Source organism: Candidatus Phytoplasma melaleucae, assembly GCF_030588185.1.
In the GTDB taxonomy this organism is placed as follows: domain Bacteria; phylum Bacillota_I; class Bacilli_A; order Acholeplasmatales; family Acholeplasmataceae; genus Phytoplasma; species Phytoplasma melaleucae.
Genome location: NZ_JAOSID010000010.1, coordinates 1 through 15,324, shown reverse-complemented (window position 1 = coordinate 15,324; position 15,324 = coordinate 1). Strand labels below are relative to the sequence as shown.

Annotated in this window: 18 protein-coding genes and 1 tRNA gene; all 19 read left to right on the top strand. The window is 25.0% G+C overall.

Annotated elements, in window-relative coordinates; all coding sequences use genetic code 11:
- The coding region (locus OC680_RS02070) for a toprim domain-containing protein (RefSeq protein WP_304515460.1) at positions 1–1,737 on the top strand (1,737 nt) is incomplete at its 5' end.
- Positions 1,715–2,977, top strand: coding sequence for a sigma-70 family RNA polymerase sigma factor (locus tag OC680_RS02065; protein WP_304515459.1), 1,263 nt, complete (start codon positions 1,715–1,717; stop codon positions 2,975–2,977). The genes OC680_RS02070 and OC680_RS02065, both read left to right, overlap by 23 nt.
- On the top strand, positions 2,974–3,414 hold the full coding sequence (locus OC680_RS02060) for a tRNA (adenine(22)-N(1))-methyltransferase TrmK (RefSeq protein ID WP_304515458.1): 441 nt from the start codon (positions 2,974–2,976) through the stop codon (positions 3,412–3,414). The genes OC680_RS02065 and OC680_RS02060 overlap by 4 nt, the downstream gene beginning before the upstream one ends.
- A 120-nt stretch (positions 3,415–3,534) precedes the next feature.
- Positions 3,535–3,611: transfer RNA gene (locus tag OC680_RS02055), tRNA-Arg, on the top strand.
- A 110-nt stretch (positions 3,612–3,721) separates the two neighbouring features.
- A complete protein-coding gene (gene rpmF, locus OC680_RS02050) occupies positions 3,722–3,913 on the top strand; it encodes a 50S ribosomal protein L32 (RefSeq protein ID WP_304515457.1) in 192 nt (63 codons plus the stop codon).
- Positions 3,914–3,967: 54 nt separating this feature from the next.
- Positions 3,968–6,589 (top strand): alanine--tRNA ligase, encoded by a 2,622-nt coding sequence (alaS, locus tag OC680_RS02045; protein ID WP_304515456.1) that lies wholly within the window; start codon positions 3,968–3,970, stop codon positions 6,587–6,589.
- Positions 6,582–7,025 (top strand): Holliday junction resolvase RuvX, encoded by a 444-nt coding sequence (gene ruvX / locus OC680_RS02040; RefSeq protein ID WP_304515455.1) that lies wholly within the window; start codon positions 6,582–6,584, stop codon positions 7,023–7,025. The genes alaS and ruvX overlap by 8 nt, the downstream gene beginning before the upstream one ends.
- Positions 7,026–7,105: 80 nt before the next feature.
- Positions 7,106–7,705, top strand: a complete 600-nt coding sequence (locus tag OC680_RS02035) for an O-methyltransferase (RefSeq protein WP_304515462.1) — start codon at positions 7,106–7,108, stop codon at positions 7,703–7,705.
- Positions 7,706–7,761: 56 nt separating this feature from the next.
- The gene (gene greA, locus OC680_RS02030) at positions 7,762–8,235 is read left to right on the top strand and encodes a transcription elongation factor GreA (RefSeq protein ID WP_304515454.1); all 474 of its coding nucleotides are present in this window, start codon (positions 7,762–7,764) and stop codon (positions 8,233–8,235) included.
- Between the two features lies 1 nt (position 8,236).
- Positions 8,237–8,806, top strand: coding sequence for a YqeG family HAD IIIA-type phosphatase (locus OC680_RS02025; RefSeq protein ID WP_304515453.1), 570 nt, complete (start codon positions 8,237–8,239; stop codon positions 8,804–8,806).
- 14 nt (positions 8,807–8,820) lie between these two features.
- Positions 8,821–9,390 (top strand): bis(5'-nucleosyl)-tetraphosphatase (symmetrical) YqeK, encoded by a 570-nt coding sequence (gene yqeK / locus OC680_RS02020; RefSeq protein ID WP_304515452.1) that lies wholly within the window; start codon positions 8,821–8,823, stop codon positions 9,388–9,390.
- A 25-nt stretch (positions 9,391–9,415) separates the two neighbouring features.
- A complete protein-coding gene (gene rsmD, locus OC680_RS02015; protein WP_304515451.1) occupies positions 9,416–9,997 on the top strand; it encodes a 16S rRNA (guanine(966)-N(2))-methyltransferase RsmD in 582 nt (193 codons plus the stop codon).
- Between the two features lie 94 nt (positions 9,998–10,091).
- Entirely contained in the window at positions 10,092–10,304 is a 213-nt protein-coding gene (locus OC680_RS02010; protein ID WP_304515450.1) for a YneF family protein, read from the top strand.
- Positions 10,305–10,322: 18 nt separating this feature from the next.
- A complete protein-coding gene (locus OC680_RS02005; protein ID WP_304515449.1) occupies positions 10,323–10,676 on the top strand; it encodes a hypothetical protein in 354 nt (117 codons plus the stop codon).
- Positions 10,677–10,722: 46 nt separating this feature from the next.
- Positions 10,723–11,142: an OsmC family protein gene (locus OC680_RS02000; protein ID WP_304515448.1), complete on the top strand. Its 420-nt coding sequence runs from the start codon at positions 10,723–10,725 to the stop codon at positions 11,140–11,142.
- Between the two features lie 232 nt (positions 11,143–11,374).
- On the top strand, positions 11,375–12,271 hold the full coding sequence (locus tag OC680_RS01995) for a MetQ/NlpA family ABC transporter substrate-binding protein (RefSeq protein ID WP_304515447.1): 897 nt from the start codon (positions 11,375–11,377) through the stop codon (positions 12,269–12,271).
- Positions 12,272–12,297: 26 nt separating this feature from the next.
- On the top strand, positions 12,298–13,236 hold the full coding sequence (locus tag OC680_RS01990) for a metal ABC transporter substrate-binding protein (protein ID WP_304515446.1): 939 nt from the start codon (positions 12,298–12,300) through the stop codon (positions 13,234–13,236).
- Between the two features lie 38 nt (positions 13,237–13,274).
- Positions 13,275–13,811 (top strand): aminotransferase class V-fold PLP-dependent enzyme, encoded by a 537-nt coding sequence (locus tag OC680_RS01985; protein WP_304515445.1) that lies wholly within the window; start codon positions 13,275–13,277, stop codon positions 13,809–13,811.
- Between the two features lie 717 nt (positions 13,812–14,528).
- The gene (locus tag OC680_RS01980) at positions 14,529–15,209 is read left to right on the top strand and encodes an aminotransferase class V-fold PLP-dependent enzyme (RefSeq protein ID WP_304515461.1); all 681 of its coding nucleotides are present in this window, start codon (positions 14,529–14,531) and stop codon (positions 15,207–15,209) included.
- The last annotated feature ends 115 nt before the right edge of the window (positions 15,210–15,324 follow it).

Sequence of the window (15,324 nt, the reverse complement as noted above, 5' to 3'; positions counted from 1 at the left end):
AATATTGCTTTTTGTATGTCTTGTCATAAAGGAGGTGGGCCAGTTAATTTTTGGCGCCAATTAAAAAACATCTCCATCGAAAAAACTATCGAAGAATTATGTCAAAAATTTAATTTAAATTTGCCTCAACAACATACTCGATTACCAAATAATGTATTATTAAGCGTTTTAAAAACTACCCAAGAATATTTTCAAACTGCTTTAAAATATATTATTGAAAATATTAAAGGTCATTATTTAGAAAACTATCTTTTTCATAAAAGAAAATTAAATTTAACATTAATTAAGAAATTTGGTTTAGGATATGCACATAATCATGCTCACGCTTTAAAAGATTATTTACTGCAAAAAGGGTTTGCTTTAAAGGATCTTATCACATTAGGTTTGGTTCAAGAACAAAAAAATCAAAAAGAATATTTAGATTTTTTTCAAGATCGTATCATGTTTCCTTTAACTGATGAAATCGGAAATATAATAGGTTTTACAGGACGAATTATTCAAGAACAAAGAAAAAGCAACGTTAAATACTTATTTAATAAAGAAAATATTCTATTTAAAAAAAATAATTTATTATACAATTTATGCGAAAGTAAAGAAGTAATTCGGCAAAAAAAAGAAATTATTTTATGTGAAGGAATTTTCGACGTTATGGCTTTTCATAAAATTAATATCACAAACGTTGTTGCCACTTTAGGGACTCAATTAAGTTTGCTACAAATCCAATTATTAAAAAAATATACTAAAAAAATAATTATTGCATATGATGGCGATAGAGCAGGCAGAGAAGCTGCGCAAAAAATATCTCAATTGTTAAATAAAAATAATTTTCAGATTAGAATACTTTTCTTAAAAGATAGCTTAGATCCTGATGTATATATTCAAGATAGATGCGAAAAAATGAAATTTAATTATTCAACATTAATAGAAAAAACGCAAGATTATCTCTTTTATATGATAGAAGAATCAAAAAGACAAAACCATAATAATAAAGAAATAGAACAACAAATTTTTAAATTAATGAAACATTATGATTTAGAAAACCAAAAATATTACCAACAAGAAATATATAAAAAATATCATATTTTTATATCATTAGAAAATAACCACATTCAAAAATGCACTAATTTAAACAATACAGACCATCTTCGGATAATGAAACAAAAGTATGCCTATGATTCTGTTCAGTTTGTTCAAAGAAAAAATTTTACCGAAAGAGATCTTTTAACTGAAATATTTTTAAGCCAAGAATACTTAAAATTTATTAAAGATGATATTTATGACTATGTTCTAACTAACGTTAATATTATAGATTTACTTAATAAAGTAGAAGAATATTATGATCAACATGCCGAAGAAGAGGAAATTCAGAATGGGGTTGATATAGATAAATTTACTACTATTTATGATATTTTTTTGACTAAATTATCTTACCAATTCGATGTTTATCGTTTATTATTAGATATTAAAAATAACATCTTATTCAAAAACAAAATAAGAATCCAAAGCCAGGTAGATTTAAATAAATTTTATTTTTGTTTACAAAAAAATTTAATTATACAAAAAAAAGAAGAATTAGAAGAACTCAAAAAAACACTACAAAAGCTACAAGATGATGTTTTAAATGAAGAAGATCAACGTAATTATCAAGAATTAATAGCAAAAATCAAAATCAAACAAAAAGAATTATTAAAATTAAAATCTGCGGGAGATGACCATGAATTGTATAAAATTAATTAAAAAATTATATAAAACTCAAAATCCGGAAATAATTGTACAATGGAAAAAAAAACTTAAACTGATTAATAATTTTTTAAAAAAACCAAATTCATTGGACCAAAAAATTTGGAAATATTTAAATATAAATAATAAAAAAACGCAGAAAAAAGATAATCAAGAGATAAAAATAGGTAATAAAAAGAAAAAAAATAATTTAAACAACTTAAATTTAAAAATAGATATAAATGAGTTGGAAATAGAAAATAAAGCAGAAGCAAAAGAAAGTTTAAGCTTAAAAAAAATTTCTAATAATATTAAAGTTGACGATCCGGTTAAAATGTATTTAAAAGAAATTGGCCAAATACCTTTATTAACTTTACAAGAAGAAAAAGAAAAAACAAAAATGGTATATAGCGGAGTTCAAGCTAAAAAACAACTAAATAAATATTTTAATCAAGAAATCACTTTAACGCCAGAACAAATTGAAATGAATAAAAAAATGATAGAAAAAGCTAATATAGCTAAAAATAAATTAATTGAAGCAAATTATCGCTTAGTGGTGTCAGTAGCTAAACTTTATATAGGTAGAAAAATTAAATTTCTAGATTTGATTCAAGAAGGCAACATGGGATTAATGAGAGCTGTAGAAAAATTTGATTATACTAAAGGCTTCAAATTTGCTACTTATGCCTATTGGTGGATAAAACAATCAATTACTAGAGCAGTTGCAGATCAATCAAGAACTGTTAGACATCCAGTCCATATATCAGATGCACTAAATAAAATTTCTCGTTTGAGAGGTAAATTAACAGAAATACTCAAGAGGAAGGCTGAAAATAGTGATATTGCTAAATTTATGAAAGTTAAGACTGAAAAAATAACTGAACTACAAATAGTTGAAAAAGAAACTATTTCTTTAGAAACATCTATCAGAGATGAAGATGATTCTTCTTTGGGAGATTTTATTAGTGATCCAAACGCTATTTCGCCACATGATTATATGTTACAAGAAACATTGAAAAAAACTTTAGAAGAGTCTTTAGAAGAAGCCTTATCGCCGCGGGAACAGTTAGTATTAAAAATGAGATATGGCATTTTAGATGATGATAATCGTATTCACACGCTCGAAGAAGTAGGGGCTAAACTAGGAGTAACTCGAGAAAGAATAAGACAAATAGAGGCTAAAGCTTTAAGACGTCTAAGATCGCCATCAAGACAAAACAAATTAAAAATGTTATATAAAAATATTCATAAAAAATGAAGAGAATTCTTTTTATTGTTTCTTTGCTCAAAGGGTATGAAACAGTTTTAGATATTGGCACAGATCATGGTTTAGTTTTAAAAAAAGCTCTTGATTTAAGGTATATTCAAAGAGGCATTGCTGTTGATATAAATCTAAAACCATTAGAGAATGCTCAACGAAACTTAAAAAATTATCCTGTTGATTTTTATCTCAGCGATGGTTTTCAACAAATTCAAGTTGATTTTGACTTAGCTATAATATGTGGGATGGGAGCTTATACTATTATTAATATTTTGAAAAAATCTTTTTATCCTGGAAAATATTTTTTATTAGGTTGTCAGAGCAAAATTCATTACTTAATAATCTGGTTACAAAAGAATAATTTTGTTATTATCAAGCATTATATCTTTTTTGATAAAATCAATTATATTTTTTTCAAAGTATTGCAGAAATAAAGGTTTTTTTGTTATTTTTTTATCTCAATTGTATTAAACATTTTAGTAAAAGTTTTTTCTAAAAAGGGGAAAAGTTATTTAAAAAAAGCTATTTCAAGTATAATATAAGTTGTTTTAAATGTTTGAGTAGCTCAATAGGATAGAGCAACGGCCTTCTAAGCCGTTGGTTGGGGGTTCGAATCCCTTCTCAAACACCACTTATGTTTTATAATTTTTTTAAAATTAAAGATAATAAAGATTTTTGTGTTATTCAATACAAAAATAATATTTTTGTATTGAATAACACAAAAAAAGGAGATTATAAAAAATGGCTGTCCCATTTAGAAGAACTAGTAAAACTGCAAAAAGAAAAAGACGAACACATTACAAATTAAACAAACCAAATTTGGTTTTATGTCCAGAAACCAATAATTTTACTCTGCCTCATCGTGTTACTATGAATAGTGGTTATTATAAAAAAAGATTAATTCTAACTAAGAAAAAAAAGGATAATAATTAAAAATAAAAATATAAAGAAATAAAATAATTGTGAACTATTTTTAATTAGGAAATAATGTCTAAATACAAGGAAAATATTATGCAAAAAATAACTTCTTGGAAAATTCGTAAAATGTGGTTAAATTTTTTTTCCCAAAAAAAGCATCATATAGTACCATCAGCACCTTTAATACCAGATAATGACCCTACTTTATTATGGGTTAATGCAGGCATTGTCCCTTTAAAAAAATATTTTAATGGCTCAGAACCTATTCATTTTCGAAAAATAGTTAATATTCAAAAATGTTTAAGAACTAGCGATATCGAAAATGTTGGTAAAACCTCAAGACATCATACTTTTTTTGAAATGTTAGGAAATTTTTCAATAGGAGATTATTTTAAAAAAGAAGCTATTAGCTTAGCTTATGAATTTTTAACATCAAAAAACTTTTTAGCTTTACCTCGAAAAAAACTATATATTACTTATTTTGATCAAGATACAGAAACACGTGATTTTTGGCTAAAAGAAGGTATTCATCCTTCTCATCTAATTTCTTTAAATAATAATTTTTGGAAGATAGGCGAAGGCCCTTGTGGTCCTTGCACAGAAATTTTCTTTGATCGCGGTTTCGAATATGATATAAGAGACCAAAAACTAATAACTCAAAACATAGAAAACAATCGTTTTATCGAAATTTGGAATATTGTTTTCTCTCAATATTATTGTGCCAACGAAACATCTCTTCTAAATTATCGCGAATTACCACAAAAAAATATTGACACAGGAGCTGGATTAGAACGCTTAGCATGTATATTACAGAATAAACAAACTAATTTTGAAACTGATCTTTTTTTTCCCATAATACAAAAAATTGAAAATTTAAGCGAAAAATATTATACAGGTAATGAAGTTTTTAAAATAATTGCTGATCATATTAAAACTTTAGTTTTTGGGATAGGAGATGGAGTTATTTTATCTAACACAGGCAGAGGTTATATTTTAAAAAAAATATTAAGACGTGCGTTTCTAAAAGGAGAAATATTAGGATTTAAGAAACCTTTTTTATTTCAATTAGTACCCACTGTAGGAAATATGATGAGTGATTTTTATCCTTACTTAAAAACAAAAATAAATATAATTCAACAAATAATCCAAAAGGAAGAAGAAAAATTTTTATTTAATCTCCAAGAAGGAGAAACAAAATTTCTAGAAATGATAAAACATCAACCTCAATTATCATCCACAAATTTTTTTAAACTTTATGATACTTATGGGGTGCCTAAAGAAGTTATTTTAGACTATGCTAAAAAAAATCAGATTTCGGTAGAAACAAGTCAATTTGAATCTTTATTAAAAAAACAAAAAGAAGCATCATATATTAATAAAAAAAGAAAAAACTTAAAAGTGCCAATAAAGCAAGATTTTTTAGATTTTAAAGCTTTAAGTGAATTTATTGGTTATAAATGTTTAGAAACTCAAACAAAAGTTATTGCAGTTTTTGATCAAGGTATTGTTTTAGAAAAAACTCCTTTCTACGCAGAAATGGGAGGTCAAATATCTGATGAGGGCACTATTAATAATCTACCTGTTACTAAAGTAATCAAATTGCCTCATGGTCAATTTTTACATTGTATCGTTAATAAATTTACCAAAAATCAAAAGGTAACAGCATCGGTAAACAAAGTTAAAAGATATCAAACTTCATTAAATCATACAGCAACTCACCTTTTGCACGAAGCATTAAGAGTAGTTTTAACAGATAGTATACAACAACAAGGGTCTAAATTAAATGATAGAGAATTAAAATTTGATTTTAATTATTATCAAAATTTATCCTTGTCAGAATTAATTAAAATTGAAAATCAGGTAAATAGCTGGATTAAACAACAATTACCTGTTACTGTTAATAGCATGTCTTTTGCAGAAGCACAAAAGATAAAAGCACAAGTTCTCGAAAATACAAATTATAGCGACACTGTTAGAGTGGTAACAATTCAAGGCATCTCAACTCAATTATGCGGTGGGACACATGCTACAAATACTTTTGATTTAAAGCAATTTGCTATTCTATCTTATGATTCGATTGGATCGGGAGTTTATAGAATAGAGGCAACTACAGAAAATAATGTTACTACAGCAATAAAAAAAAGAATTGAATCTTTACTAACCAGAGGGAATCAGATGATTAAAAACATTGACCAAAATAAAAAAGACGAATGTAACCAGATAATATCTTCTATAAAAGTGGATAAAAACAGTTACCAAAATATTAATGACGTTAGAGAATGTTTAAATGAATTAGAAAAAAAAATTAACAAATATAAGAAAAAAAACACTAAAGAAAAAATTCGACACATAATTCAAAAAGCCCATAAATTCATTCCAGCTAAAACTGACTCGCAAATGTTAATAGCAATTCATGATGACAATATAGAAACTAACATGTTAAAACTTTTATTGGAATATCTATTTAATAAACTAAAAACTGATTTTTTGTGTATATATCAACAAAGAAACGATCATTTTATTTTTTTATGCAAAAGTAATAATTCACATGCAGGAAATTTTGTAAAACGTCTTAACAAAATCATCGATGGCAAAGGAGGAGGAAATCAACATTTTGGACAAGGTATAAGCACTAATTTAGATAAAATAGATGTATTAAAACAAAAATGGATGTATATTTTGTATGAATGATATGAATAATAGTTATTTAGGGTTAGATTTAGGCGAAAAAACGCTAGGAATTGCGTTTTCTCGATTTGGCCTTATAGCTCACAATTTAAAAACTTTGACTTTTAACAAACACCAATATACCAATTTAATATTACCTCTTAAAAAAACTATCGAAGAATTAAACATTAAAATGGTTATTTTGGGTAATCCGAAACATATGAATAATTGCGAAGGTATAAAATCAAAAATTAGTATTATGTTTCAAAAGAAAATGCAAAAAAGTTTTCCTTTAATAAAAGTTATTTTATGGGATGAACGCTTGTCTACTCAGCAAGCAATAAATATAATGCATCAAAAAAATTATAATAAACAAAAAATAACAAAATTAAAAGACGAAGTAAGCGCAATGATTATTTTACAAAGTTTTTTAAATTATCAAAAACATTTGACTTTTTAGAAGAAAATAGGTCCATGTTTAAAAAGATAATATTTAACAAAGTAAGAGGTCAATAAAGAAATATACATGCTATCTACTAAATTAGAAACATTAAAAAAAAAAAATTACATAAAATAAAAAAATATGCTATAGAAAATAATATACCTATTATTGATGATAATACTTGTTTATTGTTGCAAAAAATAATTACTACAAATTGTTTTACTAATATTTTAGAAATAGGCACAGCTATTGGTTATAGTGCTTTATCAATGAGCAATGGAATAAATAAAATTCAAACTATTGAAAGAGAATACCTAAATTATCAATTAGCTTTGCACTTTTTAAAAAAACTCCCTTTTAATATTGAAATTATCTGGTCAGAAGCATTTTTTTATCAACCAACACAAAATTATGATTTAATATTTATTGATGCTGCAAAGGCACAATATACTAAGTTATTCGACAAATATTGCCTCTTTTTAAACAAAAACGGGGTTATCATATGTGATAATTTAAATTTTAGAAATTTAGCAAATACTGAAAATATTTCTATTAATGCTAAAAAAATTATTAAAAAATTAATTTTTTTCAAAAACTTTTTAAAAAAAAATACAAATTTTATAACTACTTTTATAAATATAGGAGATGGGTTAAGCATTTCTTGGAGAAAGCAACTTCCTATCTTCATAAAAAGATAAATATAATGATTTATTTTATAAATTATAAACTTTTTAATAATTAAAAAGGAGATATTATGCATAAAAAAAACTATAAATTAACCCAGTCTGGCATGGATAAATTAAAAAAAGAACTAGATTATCTTACTAATGTTAAAAGAAATGAAAATTTAGAATCCCTTAAAGAGGCAAGAGAACAAGGAGACTTAAGTGAAAACGCAGATTATAGTGCCGCTCGCAGTGAACAAATTGTTATAGAAACACGTATTCTGGAGATTAAAAATATTTTAAAAAATGTTCAAATAATTAATCATTCTAGCGAAAATCAAGAAATTAATATAGGCAATATAGTACATTTACAATTTCTTGATAATATGAAAGAACGTACTTTACATTTAGTAGGGGTCTTTGAAACAGATCCTTTTGCGAATAAAATTTCTATTGAAAGTCCTATTGGACAAGGTATTCAAGGACATAAAATTGGAGATATAGTATCGATTAAAACAGAAACAAACCGAAATTTTAAAGTCAAAATTTTAAAAATAGAATAAAATGAATAATTTATCTGATATTCAAAAATATTTGCCTCAATTTTATTATGATTCTGTTTTTGATATCCCTTATAACATGTTTTTGTGCAAAAATATTAAGGCATTATTTTTTGATTTAGATAACACATTATTAGAATCATATGAAACCACTTTCAATTTTAAAACTCAACATTTGCTAAAAAAAATTAGTCAAATTTTTAAAGTTGTAATTATTTCGAATGCCTCAAATAAAAGATTAAGAAAAATTTTAAAACACGATTGGCATTATATTTATCTGAATTTTTTTTATAAAAAACCTCATTCTTGGGGATTTATAAAAGCCTTAAATTTAGTCAATGAACACCATAATAAAACTGTTATGATTGGAGATCAATTGCACACGGATATTTTAGGAGCTAATAAACTACAAATTATTTCCATTTTAGTCAAACCTTTAAATAGAAATAAAGAGCCTTTTTTCACTAAATTAAAACGGTTATTAATAGAAAAACCTTTAATTGAAAAAGTCAAAAAACAAAGCCCTCTATTGTATCAACAAAAATTTAAAAATTTTATTAAATTAGAAAAATAAAAGATTTTTTAATTATGTTAATAGAAACTATTTTTAAAAAAATAAATACAAAATTTAAAAATGATATTCTTAGATTTAATCATACTCTAGGTGTTTATCAAATGGCAATTCAACTAGCTAACTTTTATAAAATAAACGATTTAACATCTATTAAAATAGCTGCTCTGTTTCATGATTATACTAAAAATGAACCTCTTGAATTTCATTTATCTTTATTAAGTAATCTTGTGATTTCTAAATATAAACAAACTCCTTTTATGTATCATGCCTTTAGTGCTTCAGTAATGTTACAAAGAGAATTTAATATTCATAATAAAAAAATTTTACATGCTATTAATAAACATGTGTGGGGGCACCAAAGTATGAATAAATTAGACAAAATTATTTTAGTTAGCGATAAGCTAGAGAATAGCAGAGATTTTCCTAAGATTAACTATTTTAGAAAATTAGCTTTTGAAAATTTGGATCAAGTTGTTTATCAACTCTTAGAATATAATCTAAATTATTATCAATCTAAAGGGTTTCGTCACTATAAAGAACCATTAACTATTTTAAAAGTTTTAAAAATCAAAATGAAATTATAATTAATTTTCTAAAAGGGAGTTCGGAATGCTTCGTATTATCTCAGGCAAATATAAAAAATTTAAACTGAATTTAGTGCCTTCCTGCAAAACTAAAAGTTCTACTCATTTAATAAGAAAAGCTTTATTTGACACAGTAGGGTATATTATCGAAAACAGTGTTGTGTTAGATTTATTCTCTGGTTCAGGAGCTTATGGGTTTGAAGCTTTAAGTAGAAATGCTAAAATAATTTATATGGTAGATAATTCGTTTTCAGCATATAAAACAATTCGAAAGAATCAACAAAAATTAAATTTATCTCGACATCAAACCAGAGTTTTTTATAGTGATGCTTTCAAAATATTGAAAATGTTTATTGCTAAGAAACTTGTATTTGATCTAATTATTGTGGATCCTCCTTATTTTTATGATTTAAACATCTTGTATAAACATTTATTCGTAAATTTTGATAAAATAACCAATGATAACAGTTGGATAATTTATGAAACAGATCATAAAAAACTAATGCCTTCTATTATGGATAAATTTTATTTAACTAAAAATAAAAAATACGGTAGAAAAAAGTTAATGTTTTATAAAAAAAATATTTTCTCAAACGAAAAAGTTTAACATTTAGTAAATAAATACTTTATTTTTGTGTATTCTAATGTATTTTAGACATTTTCTAATCTTAATTTTAGAAGAAAAAAGGAGAAATAATATTATGAATTGGTCTGAAATTATGTTTTTGTTACTTGGATTAGGCATGGGTATTATGGCAGGAGCTTTAATCATGTTTATTTGTATTAAAAGATATTTAGATAAAAATCCTCCTATCACAGAAAAACAAATTAAAGAAATGTTTAAACAAATGGGTCGTAATCCCAGCGAAAAACAAATTAAACAAGTTATGTCAGCTATGAGAAATAAAAAATAGATGAAAGATTAAATAAAGATGAATAGTATAAATATGTTTATAGTAATTACGCTTCTTGTTGCAATTATCTTTGTATTAATGAATGTTATGTATCAAGTAAATTATAATCACAAAATTGAAAAATATTTGCTTAACTGTGAAATTTTAGAAAAAGAAGTTTTAAAAACCATTTTTCATAACAAGGATAAATCATTTCCTTTAACCAAAAATTCTAATATAACTAAAAAGTTTTTAGATCTAAATATTTTATCTAAATTAAAAGATGACGAAAAAAATTCTTTGCATGCTATTTACAAACTGAATATGAAAATATTCTATCTAGTTAATAAAAAACCTAGATTAAAAGAGGTATATTTATCTAACGGTAAATAAAGTTTTTTACTAATAAAGAAATTATAGGAAGTAAAGTATATTAATTATGTCACAAACAACAATTATTGCTTATCATGAACATAAGCTGAATAGCATGGGTATTATAAAAAATAATCTTAAAACAAAATTAGTCTCAGCTTTGCTTCATAATGATGCAAACGTTAGCGATCCAAAAGAACTATTTTGTTTATCTTTAGTTATTTGTTTTTATAAAACTATTACAAAATATCTTAAAACTAATAACAACTTATCTAACGAAGTTAAAGTAAAAGTTGTATGTAATAGTTATAAAGATGATGAAGGTTTTTATTTTGCAATCAATCTCATATGTGGTATTCAACATTTATCACTTGAACAAACTCAGCTAATTATCAATAAAGTACATCGAAAGTGCCCTATTTCAAGAATGTTACAAACATACCCTCACATTAAATTATTATCTACATTGTATGAAGAAATAAATTAATCTATTTGTAGAATTAATTTTAACGTAATAAATAATTATATATACTTATTCTTTAATAGGTGATAATATCATAATATTATTTCATAAAAGTAAGTTAATTTATGTATAATATAAAGTTGCTTTTTTTGATAAATATTCATAATAGCGAATATAAAATCATTTTAATTTATTTTTTTATGAAAAAATATTTTGGCAACTTACCCAAATTAGAAGAGGTATTTGAAAATAAAATATGTATTTAAATCATTCAAGAGAAAATAAAAAAATCATTAGAATTGCTAGCCCTATTCAAGATGTAATTAATACCTTAAATAAAGCCAGAGAACTATATTATGACAAAGGCATTGACTTAAAAGTGATTAAAACTAATTGGACGGAAGAAAATATAGATTTATTAAAAAATGGTACAATTGATGGTTTAATTTATACTAATATACATGTTTTTAAAGCGTTTAACGAATATTTAAAAAAAAATAATCAAGAAACTTTTGTTTATATTCAACCTTTTTATCATTCAAAATATGGTTTATATATCAATAAAGAAAACCAAAAGAATCTTTATAACTTAGACAAGGTAAAAAAATATAAAAAATTAAAAGTATTATTGGCAGTGTCTTTTTCTTTTATTCAACCATGTGACATGTCAAGATCTCTTTTATTACTTAATAATTTAGAACTAATTCATATTCCAGAATCTGTAATCAAAACCAAGAAATTAAATATTAGTTTAGAAGATATACAAAATCCTTACGAACTGCAATTCATTAAAACATCGCAAATTCCTTGCCAATTCGAAGAAAATCCTGATGAATTTGATTTAATGGCTAATTGGCCTGCTTTTATGAATCATAATCCTAATTTTGTTAGAATAGGTTCTAATATTACAGACGATAAAGAACCAGAAAATGAATTAGTAGAATCTTACGCAATAGCTTTGATCTCGAGAAAAGATAATGAAACAAGCGAACAAATAGATATAATCAAACAAATTCTCAATGATCCGCAAGTAAAACAATTTCATGTTGATCAAAAATCTTTTTACGGCGAAACTAATTATGTTATGATCAATAACCCTGAATTGATAAGAAACAAAATTATCAAAAATTGGTTAGACATTAATCAAACATAAATAAAGAAAATATAAAGGGTACCAATATGATAGATGATAAACAAGAAATAAAAACTAAAAACTTTTCCATTAAGGAAAAAAATAAAATCATTAAAATAGCTACTAATTTTCCATCTACTTTAGCAACTTTACAAAAAACGCAACATTTAATGAATAAAGAAGGTTTTGCTTTAGAAGTAATTTCCGAGAATCAATTAAAAGAAAAATACCAAATAAATTGTAATGATGCCCTAAAAGAAGAAATAATTGACTTTAATATTGCTAATAATTTTCACACTATGAAAGCTTATAATAAGTTTTTCATAATAAATAGAGAAGAACAATTAGAAATGATTTGTCCTTTATTTCATCCTAAATATGGTTTATATGCTAATAAAAAAAATCCATTAAATATTACCTGCTTAGAAGATATTAAAAAATATTGTAATTTAAGATTGTTGTTTGCACCTTTTAACGATTTATTCACTGCTCCTTGTGATTTTTCGCGTTCACTTTTATTATTGAAAAAATTAAATTTAATCAAAATAGATGAACAAATCATTGAGCAAAAAGGTTATAATTTAAATTTGAATGATATAGATAATATTTACCATTTTAATTTTATAAAAACTAATAATATTATGCGCATAACAGAATTGTTTAATGATCATAATGCATATGATTTAGCTATTAATTGTCCTGGTTTTATGAGAACAAATGTCAATTTCATTAGACTAGGTTCCATTGGGTTAGGGAAAGAAGAAAACGACGAACCAACAGACATTACATTTGCATCTTATGCTATTATTGTAGCTGCTAAAAAAAATAAACAAGATAAATATAAAGTACAAGCCATCGAAAATTTTTTGCAAAATAAGGAAGTAAAACAAAGTTTATTTGAAAATGGAGGGCCAGGAAAAGATTATATTATAGTTCAAAATCCTGGGAAATTAAAAGAAATGATTTTATCAAATTTTGCTGATTGATTTATATAATACTTTTAACGAAAAATTATATACATACTATGTGTTATAATAGTTTTCGCGATTATTTCCCTATTTTTAAAAAATATCCTGAATTAAGATATTTCGATTCGGCTTCTACTACATTAAAACCTAAAAATGTCATTGATGCGATAAATGATTTTTATATTTATAATGGTTTAAATATAAGATCTTTAAATCCTTTATCTATAGAAAATAACTTATTAATAAACGAAACAAGAATAAAAACAGCTCATTTTATCAATTCCTTACCAGAAGAGATTATTTTTACTAAGGGGGCTACAGAATCTTTAAATATTTTAGCCCAAATACTAAGTAAAAATATTAAACCAGAAGATGAAATAATTACTTCTGAGTTAGAACACAATTCTTCTTTATTGCCTTGGATGAAAATATCTCAAGAAAAAAAAGCTAAATTAGTTTTTATTCCTTTAGATCATAATAATCAAATAACAATTTCTAACTTTGAAAAAGTTTTATCAGATAAAACCAAAATAATAGCTTTAACTCATATTTCTAATACCTTAGGAGGGCGAGAAAGATACCTGAAAATCTAGCTATTTAACCAATAGCAGTGATTGTGATAATATCACGCAGCATCAGTTTGGTCTCATAAACGAAAGTAATGAGATTATAGCAGAATTGAAAAGTGACGTAAGGTAAAAGCAGTTAAACCTTAAGCGATGCAAGCTGAAAAACGACCATGGTGAATGTCAATTCATGACACTAACAGTATAAATGGAATAAATATTATTTATTTAAGCATAACTGTTATATTGCTAAATCTTGAGGCTTTTATATGTTTTGACATCCTAAGTCATATAAAATTATCACCATTTACTCAATGGCTCAACTCAAGACCTACCTTGCTTATAAAATCTTATATTTCTGATTACTAAATATTAATCTTTAACTAAGTCAAGGTTATCTGCCCTAAAGTCGTTTACGGTGGATTTTCAGAGTAACTTCTATCATCCTAACCCTTTAACCTATTTTTATATAAAAGGTTAAAACATAATAAATATGGAGGCAAGGATAAAGCAGCATCATAGTAGTCGTCGGAAATTCAAAGTTTAAATTGGAATATTTAGATGCACTGACCGACCAAGGCGAATGGGAAAGCCATTCACAAGGCGAAAGAGAAAGAGTAATTTTACTTACTCAACCGCCGTATGCTTAGAAATTTGCTTGTACGGTGGTGTGGGGGGCTTACATGTAATGGACCATTATAAATGGTACGAACGCATTAATTCTATCCCGATTATGAAACACCTATTAAAACTATAACTAAGATAGCTCATAGAAAAAACATTTTGGTTATTTTAGATGCTGCTCAATCAGCGGCACATTTCCCTTTGAATGTAAAAAATTTAGATATTGATTTTATGGCTTTTTCAGCCCACAAAATGTATGGGCCTTTTGGAGTAGGTGTTCTTTTTGGCAAAAAAAAACTTCTTAATAAATATATGCCTTCTATAATTGGTGGTGGAAGCATCCAAGAAGTCAGTAAACAAAAATTTATTCTAAATAATTTACCTAATAAATTTGAATCTGGTACTCCTAACATAGGAGGTATCATTGCTTTTAAAAAAAGTTTAGAATTTATAGAAAAAATAGGATTTGAAAATATTCAAAAACATAACCAAAATATTACTAATAGTATTAGCATCAAATTAAAAGAAATACCGAAAATCAAGGTTCTAAATTCAAATAGCAGTAATAATAACATTATTCTTTTTAATTTTGATAATATTCATGCTCACGACATAGAAAATTTTTTAGCTAAACAAAATATTTATATAAGAACAGGAAAACATTGCGCAAACTTAATTGTTCAAAAAATAAATCATTTAAGCACTATTAGAATTTCTATTGGCATCTATAATAACATGGAAGATGTAAATATATTAATCAAAAACTTAAAAAAAATCAAAAACTTGCTAGACATAATATAATTGTATAGAAAAAAGATTGGAAGTGGTTTAAATTAATCCGTCACAAAGAAATTTAATGATCTATCATTTAAATAATCCACAAAATAAAGGTTTATCCCAAGACCCTAGTTATACT

Excerpts from the sequence above, each read along its gene's own strand:
- OC680_RS02010 (WP_304515450.1), top strand. The coding sequence starts at position 10,092 with ATGAATTGGTCTGAAATTATGTTTTTGTTACTTGGATTAGGCATGGGT.
- ruvX (WP_304515455.1), top strand. The coding sequence starts at position 6,582 with ATGAATGATATGAATAATAGTTATTTAGGGTTAGATTTAGGCGAAAAA.
- rpmF (WP_304515457.1), top strand. The coding sequence starts at position 3,722 with ATGGCTGTCCCATTTAGAAGAACTAGTAAAACTGCAAAAAGAAAAAGA.
- OC680_RS01985 (WP_304515445.1), top strand. The coding sequence starts at position 13,275 with ATGTGTTATAATAGTTTTCGCGATTATTTCCCTATTTTTAAAAAATAT.
- rsmD (WP_304515451.1), top strand. The coding sequence starts at position 9,416 with ATGCTTCGTATTATCTCAGGCAAATATAAAAAATTTAAACTGAATTTA.
- yqeK (WP_304515452.1), top strand. The coding sequence starts at position 8,821 with ATGTTAATAGAAACTATTTTTAAAAAAATAAATACAAAATTTAAAAAT.
- greA (WP_304515454.1), top strand. The coding sequence starts at position 7,762 with ATGCATAAAAAAAACTATAAATTAACCCAGTCTGGCATGGATAAATTA.
- OC680_RS02060 (WP_304515458.1), top strand. The coding sequence starts at position 2,974 with ATGAAGAGAATTCTTTTTATTGTTTCTTTGCTCAAAGGGTATGAAACA.
- OC680_RS02005 (WP_304515449.1), top strand. The coding sequence starts at position 10,323 with ATGAATAGTATAAATATGTTTATAGTAATTACGCTTCTTGTTGCAATT.
- alaS (WP_304515456.1), top strand. The coding sequence starts at position 3,968 with ATGTCTAAATACAAGGAAAATATTATGCAAAAAATAACTTCTTGGAAA.
- OC680_RS01995 (WP_304515447.1), top strand. The coding sequence starts at position 11,375 with ATGTATTTAAATCATTCAAGAGAAAATAAAAAAATCATTAGAATTGCT.
- OC680_RS02025 (WP_304515453.1), top strand. The coding sequence starts at position 8,237 with ATGAATAATTTATCTGATATTCAAAAATATTTGCCTCAATTTTATTAT.
- OC680_RS02000 (WP_304515448.1), top strand. The coding sequence starts at position 10,723 with ATGTCACAAACAACAATTATTGCTTATCATGAACATAAGCTGAATAGC.
- OC680_RS02065 (WP_304515459.1), top strand. The coding sequence starts at position 1,715 with ATGAATTGTATAAAATTAATTAAAAAATTATATAAAACTCAAAATCCG.
- OC680_RS01990 (WP_304515446.1), top strand. The coding sequence starts at position 12,298 with ATGATAGATGATAAACAAGAAATAAAAACTAAAAACTTTTCCATTAAG.